The organism is Brevibacillus brevis (assembly GCF_022026395.1).
Classification (GTDB): Bacteria; Bacillota; Bacilli; order Brevibacillales; family Brevibacillaceae; genus Brevibacillus.
Genome location: NZ_CP041767.1, coordinates 3,062,016 through 3,085,253 on the forward strand (window position 1 = coordinate 3,062,016; position 23,238 = coordinate 3,085,253).

Sequence of the window (23,238 nt, forward strand, 5' to 3'; positions counted from 1 at the left end):
TAAATGGAGCTCAGGAGGAGAGTAGACGTGTCAAGTAAAAAGATCGCCAATATATATCCGTTATCTCCCATGCAAGAGGGAATGTTATTTCATTCCCTCCTGGACGAAGGAACAGAGTCCTATTTCGAACAATTGCGCTTTACCATTAGAGGATTCATCGATCCAGCTATTCTCGAACAAAGCTTAAACGCGCTGATCGAGCGACACGATATTCTCCGAACTGTCTTTATCCTTGAGAAGGTTCAAAAGCCGCGACAAATTGTCCTTAAGGAAAGAAAGACAAACGTTCAGGTGATAGATATCACACACCTCTCTGAAGACGAGCAAGCTGTCTTTTTGGAGGACTTTGCGAAAAGAGAACGTCAGAAAAACTTTGATTTGGCAAAAGATGTGCTCATTCGTCTCACTCTTGTCCAAACCTCTTCTGACGCATATACACTGATCTGGAGTCACCATCACATTTTGCTAGATGGCTGGTGCATTCCGATTGTGTTACATGACTTTTTCCAAATCTATCAACAAGTAAAAGAAGAACGACCAGTCAATCTCGGCCAAGTTTATCCGTACAGCCAGTACATTAGCTGGTTAGGGGAACAGGATGCAGAAGAAGCAAAAGTCAATTGGTCACGGTATTTAAGTGGCTATGAGCCGAGCACATTTATTCAAAAGCAGGGTACCGGAATCAAATACAAGCAAGCAGAGCTGGTCTTTTCCATTGGTCAGTCGCTGACGAGCGACTTGAATCATATCGCTAGAAAATTGCAAGTAACGGTAAACAATCTCTTTCGTACAATCTGGGGCCTCATGTTGCAGCGCCAAAGCAATATTGATGACGTTGTATTCGGATCGGTTGTCTCTGGCCGTCCAATCGATATCCCGAACGTAGACCAGATGGTTGGACTTTTCATCAATACCGTACCTGTCCGTGTTCAGATGAGTGACAATCAAACGTTTTCTGATCTGGTGAAACAAGTACAAGAAGAGTCGAGTTCGCTGGAAAAATATCATTATCTTTCCCTCGCCGACATTCAAAAAAATCAACAATTGATCGATCATATCATTCTGTTTCAAAACTATCCGATGGGCGCAGAGCTTTTGGCCCGTCTGAACCAATATAACCAAGAATTCACTCTTACAAATCTGCATGCCTTTGAACAAACCAACTACGACCTAAACATAATGGTCACCTCAGACGATACCCTCACTGTTACGTATCTTTACAATGCATCCGTATTTACGGAAGATCAGCTCCAACACCTCAATCAGCAACTCACTACTATCATGACGCAAGTGACAAAAACACCGGATATCCTTTTGAAAAATCTAGAAGTGGTCAATTCCGAAGAGAAGCACCTTCAGCTCCATATTTTTAATGATACATATCGCAATTATCCTGTTGATTATTTGATTCACCAGATTTTTGAAGAGCGTGCAGAGAAACAACCACACCTCATTGCCCTAGTCATGGGAGAGCAAAAGCTTACGTATCGTGAGCTAAACGAAAAGGCAAATCAACTCGCTACATTTTTACGTGCAAAAGGGGTCGGGCCAGAAAGTATTGTCAGCTTGCTCACAGAACGCTCAGCGGAAATGATCATTGCCATTCTTGCGATTTTTAAAGCAGGCGGCGCATATTTACCAATCGACCCGGCTCACCCGAAAGAACGCATCGAATACATTTTACAAGACAGCGGCAGCGTGCTGCTTCTTACCAAAAAACGCTTTTTAGAAACAATTGATTTTGCTGATCGGATCTTTGATCTGGAGGCGGATGAGCTTTATCAGGGAGCACCGGGTAATCTTGCAAATGTAGCCCAAACGAGTAATCTTGCATACGTCATTTACACATCGGGTTCGACAGGCAAACCGAAAGGCGTCATGATCGAGCATGCGAGTCTATTGAACCAAATCTTCGCACTGCAAGAGCAATATCCGCTTCAAGAAAAAGATGCGTATTTGTTAAAAACAACCTACACCTTCGACGTATCCGTCGCAGAAATCTTCGGTTGGATTCTCGGTAACGGCAGACTGGTGATTCTCGAACCTGGCGCAGAAAAAGAACCTGACAAAATTTGGGAATCCATCGTTAATTATGACGTAACTCACGTCAATTTTGTTCCATCTATGCTCATTCTTTTTATCGAGTATCTCGAGGGGCGAAAAGAGGCAAACCGACTACGGTACATCATGGCTGCCGGGGAAGCAATGCCGAATGATCTTGCGCCAAGAGTATATAAAGTATTGCCAGAAGTGAAAGTGGAGAACATCTATGGTCCGACAGAAGCTACCATTTATGCTTCCTGCTTCTCACTCACGGCAGACTTGATAGAAAATCCTGTGCCTATTGGAAAGCCTTTGGCCAACTACCAAATGCATATCGTCAATCAACATGGGCAGTTACAGCCAATCGGGGTTCCTGGTGAATTATGCATTGCCGGAGCTGGATTGGCGAGGGGTTATCTAAACAATGAAGAGTTAACGAACGAAAAGTTTGTTCCCCACCCGTTTGAAGCAGGCAAACGCATGTACCGTACGGGCGACCTGGCTCGTTATCGCAAGGATGGAAACATTGAATACCTCGGACGCATTGACCATCAAGTGAAAATTCGCGGGTTCCGGATTGAGTTAAACGAAATTCGAAGCCGGTTGATCGAAGAAGAATCGATTCGCGATGCAGTGGTAGTGGCACAAACAGATCATAACCAACAAGCGTATCTATGCGCCTATATTATCGCCGACCAGATGTGGACTGTTGCCTCATTACGTACATTGCTTCGGCAAACCCTGCCAGATTACATGGTTCCGTCGCATTTCATTCAAATGGAAGAGTTCCCTCTGACCTCGAGTGGCAAAATTGATCGCAAAGCTTTGCCGCTCCCAGAGGGCAATGTGCAAACAGGCAACGCGTACAGTGCGCCGCGTAATCCGATTGAGGAATTGCTCGCCCGGATTTGGGAGGAGGTTCTCGGTGTATCACAGGTCGGAATCCACGATAACTTTTTCGAATTGGGAGGGCATTCGCTTTTAGCGACACAATTGCTGTCCCGTACATCCAAAGTATTTCAGACCCAGCTTCAGATGCGTGAGATTTTTACCTATCAGACGGTAGCAGAATTGGCTGAACGTATTCGACTCACTCGTCAAGGTACTGAGCCGATAAAGCAAAGCCCGATACAACCGTTTTCCTTGGACAGTTCCCAAGAGCTGCCACTGTCTTACGCCCAACAACGTCTATGGTTCCTTGATCGACTGATCCCGAATAGCGCCATGTACAACATTCCGGTCGGATTCCATCTGCGTGGAGCGGTTGATACGGATGTAATGGAACGTGCTTTGAATGAAATCATCAAACGGCATGAATCCCTTCGAACAACGATTAAGGACATAGAAGGACGAGCGGTTCAAGTGATTCATCCACATGTACATTTGTCACTTCCTGTCACTGATCTGCGCGAGATGCCAGCAGCGGAAAAAGACACGATCTGGATGAGTATGGTGGAAGAAGATGGCGCGACGCCATTTCAGCTGGATCAATGGCCATTGATGCGGGCAGCGTTGATCCGACTGGAGGAACAAGAGTCCGTAATCTGGATAAATATGCATCACATCATCTCAGACGGTTGGTCCATGGATGTATTCGTAAACGAGTTAAGCACAATCTATGAGGCATTCGTTAAAGAAGCAGAAGTACCGCTTGCCGATTTACCCATTCAATATCGGGATTACGCAGTTTGGCAACGAGAGAAATGGCAAGACAATGTATGGGAGCAGCAGCTCAGTTATTGGAAAAAGAAGCTGGGCCAGAGTGAACCACTTTTGCCACTTCCAACCGATCGTCCACGGACAGTCGTGCAAAGCTATCGCGGTGACAATTATTCTTTCTACGTGCCGAGGGAAGTAGGGCAAAAGCTACGCGAGCTTGGACGACAAGAAGGCGCGACTCTGTTCATGACGCTCTTAGCGGCATTTAAGCACTTCATGTACCGTTATACGCATACCACAGATATTCTGATCGGAACACCTGTTGCGGGACGTAATCGTCAGGAAATCGAAAACCTGATCGGATTCTTTGTCAACATGCTGGTTCTTCGTACGGACCTGTCGAACGACCCTACATTCGTTGAACTGTTGCGACGTGTTCGTGAGACGGCATTTGATGCTTTTGCCAACCAGGATATTCCTTTTGAAAAATTGGTGGATGAATTACAAATTGAGCGCAGTCTCAGCTACTCGCCGCTATTCCAGGTACTTTTCTCCGTACAGGGAATGTCAACGGGTGTACGTAAAGGCGAAACGATATCCATTACCCCTAATGAAGTCAATCTCAACAAGACGACCAAATTTGATCTGACTCTCACCATGATTGAAGACGAGGATCACGGACTGAAGGGTGTGTTTGAATACAGTACAGATCTATTTGATCGTACGACAATTGAGCGCATGGCAGAGCATTTCTGCAATCTTTTGCAAGCTGTTGCGGCCAATCCAGCGCAGAAAATAACGGAAGTTGAACTGTTAGGCGATGGGGAGCGAGATCAGCTACTCGGCGGTTGGAATGATACTGAGGTTGATTATTCCCGCGATCTTTGCGTGCAAGAACTTGTTGCCCAGATCGCACAAACGTTGCCTGATCAGATTGCGGTTTCAGGTGACCAAGGTGCAATCACCTACGCAGACCTGGATGCGAAGGCCAATCAACTCGCTCAATTCTTGCAAAAACAAGGGATTGGCTCGGAAGACTTGGTGGGAATTTGCGTGGAGCGTTCCATCGAGATGTTGATCGGTCAACTCGCGATTCTCAAAGCAGGTGCCGCTTATGTGCCGATGGACCCTGCATACCCCCAAGAACGACTCGCTTTTATGATCAAGAACGCACAGATGTCTATGGTCTTAACTCAAGAGCGGTTGGTAGATGCATTACCAGAAGGCGCTGCAACGTTCCTTTGCTTGGATCGAGATTGGCATCTAATGGCTCAGATGAGTTCGGTTGCGCCAGCGGTTACGACCAAAGCAGAACAGCTCGCCTATGTTATCTATACGTCAGGTTCTACAGGAACGCCAAAGGGAGTAGAGATCGAGCACGGATCACTCTTGAATCTAGTCAATTGGCATCAGCGAGCGTACAACGTAAATACTGCAGACCGTGCATCACAAATAGCTGGTACAGCATTTGATGCTTCGGTGTGGGAGATTTGGCCGTATTTGACAGCGGGTGCTACGATTTGCCTCCCACAGGAAGAGATTCGTCTCGTACCGGAAAAACTGCGTGATTGGATAGTCGAATCTGGCATTACGATAAGCTTTTTACCAACACCTTTGGCAGAGAGCCTGCTTACGCTGAATTGGCCAGCCGAATCAGCATTGCGCTACATGTTGACGGGTGGTGATACTTTGCACCAGTACCCGTCTGCGAATGTACCGTTTACGTTGGTAAACCAATATGGCCCAACAGAAAATACCGTCGTTGCTACTGCCGGCATCGTGCCCGTGCACGGAGAACGAGAAGCGGCTCCTTCCATTGGACGTCCCATTGACAACGTTTCTGTCTATGTGCTCGACGCAAGCAGAAAACCTGTGCCTGTAGGAGTTGTCGGGGAACTTTACATCGCGGGGAAAAGTTTGGCACGTGGCTATCTGAATCGTCCTGACTTGACGGAAGCCAGTTTTGTACCCAACCCATTCTCTACAGATGAAGGGGCACGGATGTACCGCACAGGCGACTTGGTTCGCTATTTGGCAGATGGCAATTTGGAATTTATTGGGCGCGCTGATGATCAAGTGAGCATTCGCGGATTCAGGGTTGAGCTAGGGGAAATAGAGTCGGCTTTGTATGCACATGCAGCTGTCTCGGAAGCAGTGGTGATCGTCAGGGAGGATTTGACGCCCGGTGTGAAACGACTGGTGGCTTATGCTGTGCTTCATGAGGGAGAAGAGGTACAGACGATTGAATTGCGTCAGTCTTTGAAAGATAGACTTCCAGATTACATGGTGCCTTCTGTCATTATACTGATGGATGCCCTTCCTCTCACTCCAAACGGAAAAGTAGATCGCCGCGCTTTGCCGTTACCTGATACTGTGCGAACTCAATGGGAAGACGGCTTTGTTGCCCCTCAAACGGAAATTGAGCACAAGCTGGCCGAAATCTGGCAAGGAGTTCTAGGTGTAGAGTCAATCGGGATTCACGATAACTTTTTCGAACTGGGCGGTGACTCGATTCTAACCATTCAGATCGTGGCACGTGCCAACCAGGCGGGTATCCGATTTACACCAAAGCACTTGTTTGACTCTCAAACATTGGCAGAATTGGCCGCAAGTGTAGATGTTCTTGAGGATGCACCACAAGTGCATAGGGAGCAGGGGATTGTGACAGGCGAATTGCCTCTGACACCCATTCAGACATGGTTCTTTGAGCAGGACATTTGCCATGTCAATCACTGGAATCAATCAGTCATGCTTGCTGTTCGTGAAGAAATGGATGCGAGTTTGTTGGCAAAAGCTTTTGCGGCGATTCTCGCGCACCATGATGCCTTGCGCCTGCGTTTTCGGAACGTCAACGGAAAATGGGAGCAATATCATGATGTCGTTTCGGATGAGGACGTCTTTCAGATCGTAGATTTGACGACGGCGGTACTTGAGACGGACAAAGAGGAACAAATGCAAGCCATTGCAGACGAGCTACAAGAAAGTCTGGATATCGAAAAAGGACCATTGCTTCGTGCTGCATACTTCCAATGCGGGGACAAACAGCGTCTGTTCATTGCGATTCATCATCTCGCTGTCGATGGTGTTTCCTGGCGAATTATTCTGGAAGACTTGCAAACGGCCTATCAACAATTGACAGGGTCGCAACAGCTGCATTTGCCTCAAAAGACGACTTCTTTCAAGCGATGGGCGGAACAGTTGACACAGTACGCAGAGCAAAGCGTAGTCGACAAATACTGGGCGAATCTGGATACAAGTCATGTACTCAACGTGCCTGTTGACCATCCGAATGGAAAGAACACAGAAAGTCTGGCCGTACAAGTAAAGGTAAAACTGGGCGTGGACGAGACACGTGCCTTGTTGCAGGAGGTACCAGCCGCTTACCGTACTCAGATTAACGATGTGCTACTCAGTGCTTTGGTCCGAGCCTATAACAACTGGACCGGGCAAAAGACACTTTATGTTTCAGTTGAAGGACACGGGCGAGAAGAAATCGTCGATGGCGTAGACATTTCCCGAACAGTAGGTTGGTTCACAAGCATGTACCCGGTCTTGCTGGAAATGGAGCCAAAGACACCTTGGGGTTCCCTGATAAAATCAGTCAAAGAACAATTGCGCTCGATTCCTGACAAAGGGATTGGCTACGGCATTCATCGTTATTTAAGGAAAGACGAACAAACGTTAAATACCCTGCAAGCTTATCCGCAACCTGAGATTAGCTTCAATTACTTAGGACAATTCGACCAGGATCAAACGACTGATGCTTCCTTGTTCCAGATCATTCCGAACTGGTCAGCATCCAATCTCAGCAAGGACGAAGCCCGACTCCATAAACTCGATTTCCAGAGTATGGTGGCAGGAGATCAGTTAGAAATGACATGGACGTACAGCGGCGATATGTACGAACAACGAACGATTGAAGAGCTTGCTCGTGACTATGTGCAATCATTGCAAGCGATCATTGCCCATTGTCACGCTGAAGAGGCAGGTGGCTATACACCTTCCGACTTCCCATTGGCGGAGTTGGATCAAAAAAGCCTCGACAAGTTCATCGGGAACAATCGTCTGATCGAGAACATTTACACACTCACACCATTACAAGAAGGGATGCTGTTCCACTCTCTTTATGAGCAAGCAGGCGGAGACTATGTCGTTCAACTGGTCGTGAATTTGGATCACTTGAATGTGGCGAAGTTTTCAGAAGCATGGCAAAAAGTGGTCGAGCGACATGCCATCCTCCGAACCTCCTTCTTATGGAGCGGATTAGAGAAACCGCATCAGGTTGTTCATACAAAAGTAAAAGCACATGTCGAACAACTGGACTGGAGTCACTTACCAAAAGAAAAGCAAGAAGCTCACTTACAAACCTATCTCGAACAAGATCGCAAGCTAGGCTTTGATCTCGCTCATCCGCCGTTGATGCGTTGGTCGTTGATTCGACTAGATTCGAAAACCAGTCAGCTCGTTTGGAGCTTTCACCATATGTTGTTGGATGGTTGGAGTACACCGATCGTACTTAACGATTGGTTGGCCTATTATCAGGCATCTGTTGATGGTACCAAAGCAGAACTGCCTATCGCTCCTCCGTTTTCCACTTATATTGCCTGGTTAAAGCAGCAGAGTCTTGAGGCATCAGAGCAGTATTGGCGAAAACATCTGCGTGGCTTCCGTACACCAACTCCTCTTAGCATGGGGAAACCGGGTGGAAGAGCTGTGCAACAAAAAGAATACGCCGATCAAATGATACTTTTATCGAAGGAAACAACTGCGAGTCTGCAAGCTTTTGCCCGTAGGCATCAACTGACGATGAATACGCTGGTCCAAGGTGCGTGGGCGTTGATTTTAAGCCGTTACGCAAGTGAGTCGGAAGTAGTATTTGGGACAACCAATCTGGGACGTCCTGCAGATTTGCGTGGAGTGGACTCCATGGTGGGTCTGTTTATCAACACCCTGCCTGTTCGCGTGCTTTTCTCAGAACAAATGACGGTGGTCGACTGGCTGCAGAACATCCAACAGGAACAGAGTGAGATACGTCAGTACGAGTTCACACCGCTCGTTGACATCCAAAGCTGGAGCGAAGTGCCGCTCGGACAGGCGTTGTTTGACAGCATACTCGTTTTCGAGAACTACATGTCTGGTGCAAATACAAATGCGAATACAGACATGTCACTAAACACAATCAAAGCAGTTGAGCAGACGAACTATCCATTGACATTGGTGGCGGCGCCTGGCGAAGAGCTAATGCTCAAACTGATTTATGAGACAAATCGATTCGAGCAGATCACCATGGATAAGGTATTGGCTCAGTTGATCAAAGTATTAGAGTCAATGATGGCTCGGTCTACGGAACATCTCTCTGCCATTTCATTCATCACAGACGAGGAACGCCACAAGCTGTTAGTGGAATGGAACGCAACGGAAACGGAGTATGCGCGTGATACGGTGATGCACCAGCTATTTGAGGCACAAGTAGTCGCGACACCGGATGCGGAAGCTTTAATCGTCGGAGAACAAAGACTGACGTACGCGGAGCTGAACCGACGAGCAAATCAGTTGGCTCACTATCTTCGTTCTCAAGGGATCGGTCCAGAGGTCCTGGTTGCTGTTCTCATGGAACGTACGACCGAGATGATCGTAGCGATGATGGGCATTCTCAAAGCTGGTGGCGCATATGTCCCGATTGATCCCGCGTATCCCCAAGAGAGAATCGGCTATACACTGGAAGATTCGCATGCGGCGATCGTGTTGACCCAAGGAAGTCTGCTATCCATGCTGCCTGAGCGTACAGCAAAAGTGATCTGCTTGGATCGAGACTGGGAAGCTATCGCAGAGCAAAGCGAAGAGAACTTGCCGAATTTAGTGGTACCAACGAACCTTTCGTATGTCATTTACACCTCGGGCTCGACTGGTCTGCCCAAAGGGGTAGCGATTCAGCACAGCAGTGTCATTGCCTTCATCGCCTGGGCGAAAACCGTCTTTTCGGCTGAAGAAATGAGTGGGGTGCTTGCTTCGACTTCTATCTGCTTCGATCTGTCTGTCTATGAAATATTCGTGACCTTAGCCTACGGCGGAAAAGTCATCTTGGCGGACAACGCTTTGCATTTGCCGAGTCTGCCAGCAGGCAACGAAGTGACATTAATCAATACCGTTCCATCTGCCGCCAAAGAACTGGTGCGGATGAACGCGATCCCGTCCACGGTACGAGTGGTCAACCTGGCTGGAGAGCCACTGCCAAACACATTGGCGCAAAGTCTGTACGCGCTGGGGCATGTGGAAAAAGTCTTCAATCTTTATGGTCCGTCTGAAGATACTACTTACTCCACGTATGTACAGGTCACCAAAGGCGCGACGTCAGAACCGACAATCGGTCGTCCTTTGTCCAACACACAAGCGTATATTCTCGATGCCAACCTGCAACCTGTACCACTCGGCTTACCTGGGGAACTGTATCTTGGCGGGGAAGGATTGGCGCGCGGGTATCTGAACCGCCCAGAGCTGACAGCAGAACGATTCTTGTCCAATCCATTCCACACTGACCCGCATGCGCGGATGTATGGCACCGGTGACTTGGTCCGTTATCTCCCCAATGGACAAATCGAGTATTTGGGACGGATTGACCATCAGGTGAAGATTCGCGGCTATCGAATCGAGTTGGGAGAGTTGGAGGCTGTCCTTCGCACCCATCCGGCTGTCAAGGAAGCCGTGGTGATGGCAAGAGAAGACAAGCTGGGTGACAAGCGTCTGGCGGCGTATGTGACGACAAAAGAGGAAAGCAGCGAAGAGGCCACTGACTTAGCGGTCTGGGCAAAAGCAAAATTGCCGGAGTTTATGGTTCCATCTGTTTTTGTCTGGCTGGACGCTATGCCGCTCACACCGAACGGCAAGATTGACCGCAAGCAGCTGCCAGAGCCGGAGTGGGGGCAAATGGCTTCCACCCAAGCGTATGTAGCGCCACGCAACCAAACGGAGGAGCTGGTCGCCACAATCTGGTCGCAAGTGCTCGGCATCGAAAAAGTCGGGATTTACGATAACTTCTTCGAGCTCGGCGGGCATTCTCTCTTAGCGACACGGGTCATTTCCCGTCTTCGTGACATGTTTGCAGGAGAAGTACCTATTCGTACTCTTTTCGAAAACCCAACCGTTGCAGAACTATCCGAAGCACTCGGAAGCTTTTTGCAAGAAACAACAGGAGCTTCGATCGAACCTGTTTCACGGGAAGGTCATCTGCCATTGTCCTTTGCGCAGCAGCGTCTATGGTTCCTGGATCGTCTGATGCCAGACAGTGCCTTGTACAATATCCCGTCCGCGATGCGATTGCACGGAGATTTGAATATGGAGGCGTGGAACAAGAGCTTGCAGGTAATGATCCAGCGCCACGAAAGCTTGCGGACAACCTTTGACCACGTGGATGGGCAAGCCGTTCAAATCATTCACCCTTACCAAGAACAGCCGCTGCATGTAGTCGATTTGCGGGAGCTTCCAGCGGACGAGCGCGAAGCAGAAACACAGCGACTGGCGGGAATCGAGGCAGCTACGCCATTTAACCTGAGCGAAGGTCCGTTGTTCCGTACCACCTTGATTCGCATAAGCGAGCAAGAAGCCGTTTTCTTATTTAACATGCACCATATTATTTTCGATGGCTGGTCTATCGGTATTTTCATCAAAGAAATGAGAGCACTGTACGAAGCGTTTGTTCACGGCAAAGAACCTGCATTAGCCGATCTGACACTACAGTACGCCGATTATGCTGTATGGCAACGGAAGTGGATGGAAGAAGATGTACTTACGCATCAGCTAGCGTACTGGAAAGAAAAGCTAGTAGATGCCGAACCACTATTGGTTTTGCCGACAGATCGTCCGCGTCCATCCGTTCAAAGCTATGATGGCGCGATGTATACCTTTACGCTTCCAGCTGAGCTGTTAGCAAAATTGAGTATACTCAGCCGTGAAGAAGGATCGACACTGTTCATGACCTTGCTGGCTGGCTTCCAAACTTTGCTCTATCGCTACAGTGGGCAGGAAGACATCCTTGTCGGAAGTCCGGTTGCAGGACGAAATCGGGAGGAGATCGAGTCACTCATCGGTTTCTTCATTAATACATTGGTGCTCCGTACGGATATGACAGGGGACCCGACATTCCGTGATTTGCTGGCAAGAGTGAAGGAGACGGCGCTAGAAGCCTATGCCCATCAGGATCTTCCGTTTGAAAAATTGGTCGATGAACTGGCGCTAGAGCGTAGTCTCAGCTACTCGCCGCTGTTCCAAGTGATGTTTGTCCTCCAAAACTTCCAGCTTGACCTAGCCGAAAAGGCTGGCATTCGCGTATCGGAATTCAATATGGACAAACACCTTGTCACTGCCAAATATGACCTGACGTTGACGATGGCTGAAAGACCAAACGGCTTGATCGCAACATTTGAGTACAATACAGCGCTGTTTGATGAGACGACGATTGTGCGGATGTCACAGCACTTCCATCACTTACTTGAAGCCATCGTTCAGATGCCGGAGCAGGCCATTACCCAATTGCCGCTGTTGCCTCAGGCAGAACGGGAGCAATTGCTGGTGGAATGGAACGACACCACGACTGCTTACCCACGGGATCAACGCGTCGATCAATTGTTCCAGCAGATCGCGATGCGTTACCCGGATCGTATTGCGGTGGTAACGGGAGACCAGAGTCTCACCTACACCCAATTGGAGACACGAGCCAACCAAGTGGCCAACTACCTGCAAAAACAAGGCGTTCGCCCAGGTTCACTCGTCGGTATTTGTGTGAAGCGTTCGCTCGAAATGCTGATCGGGGTGCTCGGGATTCTCAAAGCTGGTGGGGCTTACGTACCGTTGGATTCAGATTATCCAAAAGAACGTCTGGCATACATGATGGACGACGCTCGAGTCACCGTTTTGCTCACGCAGGAGCAGCTTCTATCGTCACTCCCATCCAGTGAGCATACCGTGCTTTGTCTGGATCGCGACTGGGCGATGATAGCCGAAGAAAGTGAACGGGCACCTGACATTGACACCACAGCGGAAAGTCTCGCTTACGTGATTTACACCTCTGGCTCTACCGGCTTGCCAAAAGGAACGCTTGTCATCCATCGAGGCATTGTCCGTCTCGTCAAAGAAACCGACTATGTGACGATTACTGAGCAGGACGTTTTCCTGCAAGCGTCCACGGTATCGTTCGATGCGGCGACCTTTGAGATTTGGGGCAGCTTGCTGAATGGGGCAAAGCTGGTGCTGATGCCACCGGATCTGCCTTCCCTGGAAGAACTGGGGCAAGTCATTCAGACGCACAAGGTTACGACGCTTTGGCTGACGGCGGGTCTGTTCACCCTGATGGTGGATTATCACAAAGAGTACTTGAAGGGAGTTCGACAACTGCTCGTCGGTGGAGATGTCGTTTCGGTTCCTCACGTAAGAAAAGCGTTGGAAATCGAAGGGATCACGATTATCAACGGGTACGGCCCAACGGAAAACACGACATTCACCTGCTGCTACCCAGTCACGGAGCTGCCAGAGACGATCAGTTCTTTCCCGATTGGCCGTCCTATCAAAAATACGACTGTGTACGTATTGGATAGCCAAATGCAGCCCGTCCCGATTGGCGTAACAGGTGAACTGTACATCGGCGGAGATGGTCTGGCCCAAGGATACCTGAACCGTCCTGACTTGACCGAAGAACGCTTTGTACCAAACCCGTTCTCAACTGATCTGCAGGCACGACTTTATCGGACGGGTGACTTGGTTCGTTACCTGCCAGATGGTGTTATCGAATTCATCGGACGAATCGACAATCAGGTAAAAATCCGCGGATTCCGCATCGAGCTGAGTGAAGTAGAGGCAGTTTTAGCCAAACATCCTGCTCTTGCCGCATCCGTCGTCATTGTCCGCGAAGATGAACTGGGCAAAAAACAGCTCGTCGCTTATGCGGTCAAGCAAGCCGAGCAGGAGGTTGACACAGCCGAGCTGCGCCAGCACTTCAAAGCACATGTTCCGGATTATATGGTGCCATCTGCTTTCGTCATGCTGGATGAAATGCCGCTTACGCCAAACGGGAAAGTAGACCGTCGGGCCCTGCCAAAACCTAACTATGCGTACACAAGTAATGAGCACTACGTTGCACCACATACCTTGATCGAGCACAAATTGTCTGAGATTTGGCAAGACGTTCTCAGAATCGACGAAATCAGTATCAACTCCAACTTCTTCGAACTCGGAGGAGACTCGATCCTGAGTATCCAAATCGTCTCTCGGGCTAACCAAGCAGGGATTCGTCTTACACCTAAACAGATCTTTGAAAACCAAACAATCGCTGAACTGGCAGCTCTTGTTTCCACAACTGGAAACGGGGAAAGTGCTATTCAACTGGCGGAACAAGGCCTCGTGACTGGCAATGTGTTGCTTACGCCAATCCAGAAGTGGTTCTTTGCCGCAAATCAACCGTCTATCCATCACTGGAACCAATCCTTCTTGTTGACAGTCGAGGAACCGGTTGATACAAGCGCCATGGAGCGTGCCATTACCGAGTTGCTTGCACACCACGATGCTTTGCGCATGCGTTATACCAACAACGACGGTATATGGTCACAGCACATCGAGGGCTTGGGCGAACCTATACCTTTCCATTTGGTTGATTTGTCTGGCATCTCACCAGAGGAACAATTCACGAGATTGGAAGAAATTGCAGGCGAGAAGCAAGCAAGTCTGAACATCACGGAAGGCCCCTTGTTACGAGCTGTGTACTTCCACCTTGGAAAAGGACGCGCGGGACGACTGCTGCTCGTTGTTCATCACTTGGTAGTCGATGGGGTATCCTGGCGCATTTTGCTGGAAGACTTGCAGTTGGCCTATGAACAAGCGGTAAATGGTCAGGAGGTGCAATTCCCTTCAAAAACGACCTCGTTTAAGGCATGGGCTGAACAGTTACACACTTATGCCAACTCTGATTTGCTTGAAAAGGAGAAAGCTTTTTGGGCAAACCAAGCGTATGAAGTGGAACCACTTCCTGTCGACCGTACGTATGAGCCAGCGCAAAACACGGAGGCATCCACGAAACAGATTACACTTACTCTGACCGCCGAAGAGACGCGCAACTTGCTTCACGAGACGCTTCCTTCCTACCGTCTGCAAATGAATGACGTATTGCTTGCTTCCTTGGCAAAAGCGCTGAATCGCTGGACAGGAAAAGAGACGATGGTCGTCACTCTGGAAGGGCATGGACGCGAGGAGATTATCGAGGGAGCAGATTTATCCCATACGGTTGGCTGGTTCACAAGTATGTACCCGATACAGATTTCTATCGAGCAAGAAAAACCTTGGGGGTATACGCTGAAGACGGTCAAGGAACAGCTCCGCCGGATTCCCAATAAGGGTGTGGGCTACGGAATTTTGCGATATCTAAGTGATGATCTTGAACTACAACATCAGCTGAACGCTCAACCGAAACCGCAAATCAGCTTCAACTACCTCGGGCAATTTGATCAGACGGTGGCCGTTTCCTCTACGTTTGGCATAGCGTCTGAATGCAGTGGAGCCAATCTTGCCCCTGATTCGATTCGAGAGAACTTGCTCGATGTCATTAGTGCGGTGACAGGAGATCAGCTACACGTCACTTGGTTGTACAACGAAAACATCCATGACGAACAGACGATTGCGGCGATTGCTGATGATTACATGGAAGCATTGCGGGAGATTATGTCTTACACGCAATCAGCAGAAGAAATCGGCTACACACCGTCAGACTTCCCATTGGCTAATCTAAATCAGCAGTCTATCGACAAATATATCGCTTCGGATCGTCAGCTCGAAAGTGTATACTCGCTGACCCCACTACAAGAGGGGATGCTGTTCCACTCCCTGTATGAACAAGAGGGCGGCGATTATGTTGTACAGTTCCTCATGACAGTGCGAGATATTCGCTTGGAAGCATTCGAGCAAGCATGGCAGAGAACAGTCGACCGTCATGCGATTCTTCGTACCTCCTTTATCTGGGAAGGCTTGGAACAACCGCATCAAATCGTCCGAAAACAAGTAAAAGCAAGCGTGGAAATAATCGACCTACGTCATGTGGATGTCGATAAGCAGGAAGCTGAAATCCAATCCTACATGGAAAAAGACCGGGTGCGAAACTTCCAGCTTAATCAGGCGCCATTAATGCGTTGGACATTGTTTTCCACAGACGATAATACGTACCGCTTCTTATGGAGCTTCCATCATATCTTGCTAGATGGCTGGAGTATGCCAATTGTCTTGCAAGATTGGCAGGCAAGTTATCAAGCGATCGATAAAGGCGCAGAAGAAAAATTAGAAGCAGTCCAACCATTCAGTCGCTATATCGCATGGCTCCATAAGCAAGATAAGCAAGTTGCGGAGCGCTATTGGCGGGAGCAGTTAAAAGGCTTCTACGAATCAACGCCACTTGCTATGGGAAAAGCAGGCAGTCATGCCATACAGCCTAAAGCCTACAGAGATCGTACCGTTTACTTGTCCAAAGAAGTAACGGCCCACCTGCAAGCTTTTGCCCGCCAGCAGCAGTTGACGCTAAATACGCTGGTGCAAGGGGCATGGGCACTGATCCTGAGCGGTTACAGCGGATCAGATGATGTTGTCTTTGGAACGACAGTTTCTGGTCGTCCAGCAGAGCTGCCAGGAGTGGAAAACATGGTAGGACTCTTTATTAATACACTACCTGTCCGCGTCATGTTTGACCCAAGCCAAACAATACAAGAATGGTTACAAAAACTGCAAAAGACACAATTAGACATACGCCAGTACGAGAACACACCACTTGTAGACGTCCAAGGCTGGAGTGAGGTTCCACATGGACAATCGTTGTTTGATAGTATTCTCGTTTTTGAAAACTACTTGAATAGCACAAGTGAGGGGTCAGATTCCGGAGTGTCGCTGAGTGAAGTCCAAGCAGTGGAGCAAACCAATTACCCATTGACTTTGGTAGTGGCTCCTGGCGATGAACTTGCTCTCAAATTGATCTATGAGCAAGGACGTTTTGATACGGAATCAGTTGTGAAAGTATTGGAACAGATGTCTCAGGTTCTACATGCCCTAACCGCTCAAGCGGAACAGCCGTTGCGTACACTTTCCTTCATCACAGACGAAGAACGCCACAAGCTGTTAGTAGAATGGAACGCAACGGAAACGGAATATGCTCGTGACGCGGTGATGCACCAGCTATTTGAAGCACAAGTAGTCGCAACACCGGATGCGGAAGCTCTAATTGTCGGAGAAGAAAGACTGACGTACGCGGAGCTGAACCGACGAGCAAACCAGTTGGCGCACTATCTGCGTTCTCAAGGGATCGGTCCAGAGGTCCTGGTTGCTGTTCTCATGGAACGTACGACTGAGATGATCGTAGCGATGATGGGCATTCTCAAAGCTGGTGGCGCATATGTCCCGATTGATCCTGCGTATCCACAAGAGAGAATCGGCTATACGCTGGAAGATTCGCATGCGGCGATCGTGTTGACCCAAGGAAGTCTGCTATCCATGCTGCCTGAGCGTACAGCAAAAGTGATCTGCTTGGATCGAGACTGGGAGGCTATCGCAGAGCAAAGCGAAGAGAACTTGCCTAATCTGGTAGAGCCAACGAACCTTTCGTATGTCATTTACACCTCGGGCTCGACTGGTCTGCCCAAAGGGGTAGCGATTCAGCACAGCAGTGTCATTGCCTTCATCGCCTGGGCGAAAACCGTCTTTTCGGCTGAAGAAATGAGTGGGGTGCTCGCCTCGACTTCTATCTGCTTCGATCTGTCTGTCTATGAAATATTCGTGACCTTAGCCTACGGCAGAAAAGTCATCTTGGCGGACAACGCCTTGCATTTGCCGAGTCTGCCAGCAGTCAACGAAGTGACATTAATCAATACCGTTCCATCTGCCGCCAAAGAACTGGTGCGGATGAACGCGATCCCGTCAACGGTACGAGTGGTCAACCTGGCTGGAGAGCCACTGCCAAATACATTGGCGCAAAGTTTATACGCACTGGGGCATGTCGAAAAAGTCTTTAATCTCTATGGTCCGTCTGAGGATACGACCTACTCCACGTATGTACAGGTCACCAAAGGTGCGACGTCAGAACCGACAATCGGTCGTCCTTTGTCCAACACACAAGCGTATATTCTCGATGCCAACTTGCAACCTGTACCGTTGGGCTTACCTGGGGAACTGTATCTTGGCGGGGAAGGCTTGGCGCGCGGGTATCTGAACCGCCCAGAGCTGACAGCAGAACGATTCTTGTCCAATCCATTCCACACTGACCCAAATGCGCGGATGTATGGCACTGGGGACTTGGTCCGCTATCTCCCCAATGGACAAATCGAGTATTTGGGACGGATTGACCATCAGGTGAAGATTCGCGGTTATCGAATCGAGCTGGGAGAGTTGGAGGCTGTCCTCCGCACCCATCCGGCTGTCAAGGAAGCCGTGGTGATGGCGAGAGAAGACAGACTGGGTGACAAACGTCTGGCGGCGTACGTGACGACAAAAGAGGAAACTTGGGAAGAGAGCACTGACTTAGCGGTCTGGGCAAAAGCAAAATTGCCGGAGTTTATGGTTCCATCTGTTTTTGTCTGGCTGGACACTATGCCGCTCACACCGAACGGCAAGATTGACCGGAAGCAGCTGCCAGAGCCGGAGTGGGGGCAAATGGCTTCCACCCAAGCGTATGTAGCGCCACGCAACCAAACGGAGGAACTGGTCGCCACAATCTGGTCGCAAGTGCTCGGCATCGAAAAAGTTGGAGTCCATGATAACTTCTTCGAGCTTGGCGGACATTCTCTCTTAGCGACACGGGTCATTTCCCGTCTTCGTGACATCTTTGCAGGAGAAGTACCGATCAGGACTCTTTTCGAAAACCCAACCGTTGCAGAACTATCCGAAGCACTCGGAAGCTTTTTGCAAGAAACATCAGGAGCTTCGATCGAACCTGTTTCACGGGAAGGTCATCTGCCATTGTCTTTTGCGCAACAACGCCTGTGGTTCCTGGATCGTCTGATGCCAAACAGTGCCTTGTACAACATCCCGTCCGCGATGCGATTGCACGGGGATCTGGATATCGAGGCTTGGAACAAGAGCTTGCAGGTCCTGATCCAGCGCCACGAAAGCTTGCGGACAACCTTTGACCACGTAGATGGGCAAGCCGTGCAAATGATTCACCCTTACCAAGAGCAGTCGGTTCGTGTCATCGACTTGCGGGAGCTATCAGCGGACGAGCGCGAAGCAGAAACACAGCGTTTGGCGGGAATCGAGGCAGCTACGCCATTCAACCTGAGCGAAGGTCCGTTGTTCCGTACCACCTTGATTCGCATAAGCGAGCAAGAAACGGTCTTCCTTTTGAACATGCATCACATCATCTCTGACGGTTGGTCGATGGGAGTATTCATTCGCGAATGGTTCACTTCCTACGAAGCGATTAGCCAAAACGCCATACCAGATTTAGTTGATTTGCCTGTGCAGTATGCTGACTACGCGGCTTGGCAACGTGACTGGCTCCAAGGTTCGGTATTAGACGAACAGCTTTCTTACTGGAGTGAAAAATTAAGTGGTGCTGAACCGCTTCTCACTTTGCCGACTGACCGTTCACGTCCTGCTGTACAAACGTACGAGGGAGCGATTTACTCAACGACGCTCGCAGGTGAACTTCTCGACAAATTACAAGCACTTAGCCGTGAAGAAGGATCGACGTTGTTCATGACCTTGCTGGCTGCCTTCCAAACTTTGCTCTACCGCTACAGTGGACAGGAAGACATCCTCGTCGGAAGCCCAGTCGCAGGACGCAATAGACAAGAGACGGAACAATTGATTGGATTCTTCATTAATACATTGGTGCTTCGTACGGATATGTCAGGGGACCCGACATTCCGTGATTTGCTGGCAAGAGTGAAGGAGACCGCGCTAGGAGCCTATGCCCATCAGGATCTTCCGTTTGAAAAATTGGTCGATGAACTGGCGCTAGAGCGTAGTCTCAGCTACTCGCCGCTGTTCCAAGTGATGTTTGTCCTTCAGAACTTCCAGCTAGATTTAGATGAAAAGGCTGACATTCGCGTATCGGAATTGGATATGGACAAGCACCTTGTCACCGCCAAATATGACCTGACGTTGACGATGGCAGAAAAGCAAAACGGATTGATCGCAACATTTGAGTACAATACAGCGCTGTTTGATGAAACGACGATTGTGCGGATGTCACAGCACTTCCATCACTTACTCGAAGCCATCGTTCAGATGCCGGAGCAAACCATTACCCAATTGCCGTTTTTGCCTCAGGCAGAACGGAAGCAACTGCTAGTGGAATGGAACGACACCACGACGGCTTACCCACGGGATCAACGCGTCGATCAATTGTTCCAGCAGACCGCGATTCGCTACCCGAATCGAATAGCAGTGGTAGCGGGAGGCCAGAGTCTCACCTACTCCCAGTTAGAGACGCGAGCCAACCAAGTGGCCAACTACCTGCAAAAACAAGGCGTTCGCCCAGGTTCACTCGTTGGTATTTGCGTAAAGCGTTCGCTCGAAATGCTGATCGGGGTGCTCGGGATTCTCAAAGCTGGTGGAGCTTACGTACCGCTCGATTCGGATTATCCGAAGGAACGTCTGGCATACATGATGGACGATGCTCGAGTCACCGTTTTACTTACGCAGGAGCAACTTCTACCGTCACTCCCATCCAGTGAGCATACCGTGATTTGTCTGGATCGCGACTGGGTGATGATTGCCGAAGAAAGTGAACAGGCACCTGACATTGACACCACAGCGGAAAGTCTCGCTTACGTGATTTACACCTCTGGCTCTACCGGATTGCCAAAAGGAACGCTTGTCATCCATCGAGGCATTGTCCGTCTCGTCAAAGAAACCGATTATGTGACGATCACAGACCAGGACGTTTTCCTGCAAGCATCGACAGTATCATTCGATGCGGCGACCTTTGAGATTTGGGGCAGCTTGCTGAATGGGGCAAAGCTGGTGCTGATGCCACCGGATCTGCCTTCCCTGGAAGAACTGGGGCAAGCCATTCAGACGCACAAGGTTACGACGCTTTGGCTGACGGCGGGTCTGTTCACCCTGATGGTGGATTATCACAAAGAGTACTTGAAGGGAGTTCGACAACTGCTCGTCGGTGGAGATGTCGTCTCGGTTCCTCACGTAAGAAAAGCGTTGGAAATCGAAGGGATCACGATTATCAACGGGTACGGCCCAACGGAAAACACGACATTCACCTGCTGCTACCCAGTCACGGAGCTGCCAGAGACGATCAGTTCTTTCCCGATTGGCCGTCCTATCAAAAATACGACTGTGTACGTATTGGATAGCCAAATGCAGCCCGTCCCGATTGGCGTAACAGGTGAACTGTACATCGGCGGAGATGGTCTGGCCCAAGGATACCTGAACCGTCCTGACTTGACAGAAGAGCGCTTTGTACCAAACCCGTTCTCAACTGATCTGCAGGCACGACTTTATCGGACGGGTGACTTGGTTCGTTACCTGCTAGATGGTGTTATCGAATTCATCGGACGAATCGACAATCAGGTAAAAATCCGCGGATTCCGCATCGAGCTAAGTGAAGTAGAGGCAGTTTTAGCCAAGCATCCTGCTCTTGCCGCATCCGTCGTCATTGTCCGCGAAGATGAACCGGGCAAGAAACAGCTCGTCGCTTATGCGGTCAAGCAAGCCGAGCAGGAGGTTGACACAGCCGAGCTGCGCCAACACTTCAAAGCACATGTTCCGGATTATATGGTGCCATCTGCTTTCGTCATGCTGGATGAAATGCCGCTTACGCCAAACGGGAAAGTAGACAGAAAAGCACTTCCAATGCCTGTCTATGATCGCAGCCAAGATGTTGATTCGTTTACAGAGGCTACCAACGTTATCGAACAAAAACTGGCGGAAATCTGGTGCGGCGTTCTGCGAATGGATCGCATCGGCATTCACGATAACTTTTTTGAGCTTGGGGGCGACTCCATCCTCAGCATTCAAATCGTCGCGCGTGCAAACAAAGCTGGCATCCATCTAACTCCGAAAAACCTTTTCGATCATCAAACGATTGCAGAGTTGGCAAAGGTTGCAGGCCAAAGCACGAAAATGGAAGCAGAGCAAGGAATGGTAACAGGTGAAGCTCCATTATTGCCGATCCAAAAATGGTTCTTCGAGCAAGAGCAACCAACGCCACATCACTGGAACCAATCGATGCTCCTGCAAGTGAACGAACAATTGGACGAAGAGCATCTGGAGCAAGCCATTTCCCACCTGCTTGCTCACCACGACGCGCTCCGCCTTCGTTATACCTACACTGATGGACAGTGGAAGCAGACTCACGCTGAAGTCCAATCGGAACCCATGCTCATCGTGGAGGATCTGAGCATGATCTCGCCGGCTCAGCACATGAGAAGAATCGAAAAGCTTTCACACCAAGCACAAGCGAGCCTAGATTTGGAAAACGGACCGCTCATGAAGATCGTCTATTTCGATCTCGGGTATGATCGACCGGGCCGTTTGCTGATAGTCATCCACCATTTGGCGGTAGACGGCGTTTCGTGGCGTGTTTTGATCGAAGACTTGCAAACGGCATATAGACAGGCTGCGGAGGGAACAGAGATTCAATTGCCAGCAAAAACAACCTCCTACAAGGCATGGGCAGTAAAAATGAATGAGTACGCAGCTTCTGAACGTATTATCGCTGAAAAGGAGTACTGGATAGCTGCAGCAGAAGAGATGGTGTCCTTTACATCGCCAATCCATAACAGTGAGTCGAACACAGAAGGGAACTGCCGGACGATAACAATTGCAATGGAGGAGGAAGAGACAGAAACCCTGCTACAAAAAGTACCGTCCCGTTACCGCGTGCAAATCAATGATGTTCTATTGACCGCGTTAGCATTGGCACACGCCAAATGGACGGGAGAACAAGCCCTGTTAGTCAACCTAGAAGGCCACGGTCGTGAAGAATTGTTCTCGGAGGTCGATCTCTCCCGTACGGTCGGCTGGTTTACGTCCATGTATCCACTCTTGATTCGACTGAATCAGAACATGTCTCAGGAAAATGCGCTGGAAAGAGTCAAAGAAAAGCTTCAACAAATTCCGAACAAAGGTCTTGGATACGGCATCCTGCGCTACCTGACAAAAGATAGCGAGGTGTCCGAAAAGCTGGCGACTATTCCACAACCACCGATCAGTTTCAACTATCTGGGACAATTCAATCAGGCGGGTGAAGGAGATTCCCTGTTTGGATTTGCGGAAGGAGAAAGAGGCTCCAACATCAGTCCGGACAACAGAAGGGCTCATCTGATTGATGTGGTGGGGGCAGTCACAGGAGGCAAGCTGAACCTCAGCTTCCTCTACGGCGAGACATTGCATAGCGAAGAGAGTGTCGAGACTTTCGCTCGTCATTTCACAGAAATCCTGCGTTCACTGATACAGGCGGAGAAACAAAGTTATAGAGTCGAAGACTTCGAGGATGCGGACTTGAGTCAGACGGCGTTAAACAAGGTTCTCTCCAAGCTGAAGAAAAGAAAGGGGAATTAA

Annotated in this window: 1 protein-coding gene; it reads left to right on the forward strand. The window is 49.3% G+C overall.

Features of this window, described 5'->3' with window-relative positions; genetic code table 11:
* The first annotated feature begins 3 nt into the window (after nt 1–3).
* Nucleotides 4–23,238, forward strand: coding sequence for a linear gramicidin non-ribosomal peptide synthetase LgrB (lgrB, locus tag FO446_RS14875; protein WP_269137336.1), 23,235 nt, complete (start codon nt 4–6; stop codon nt 23,236–23,238).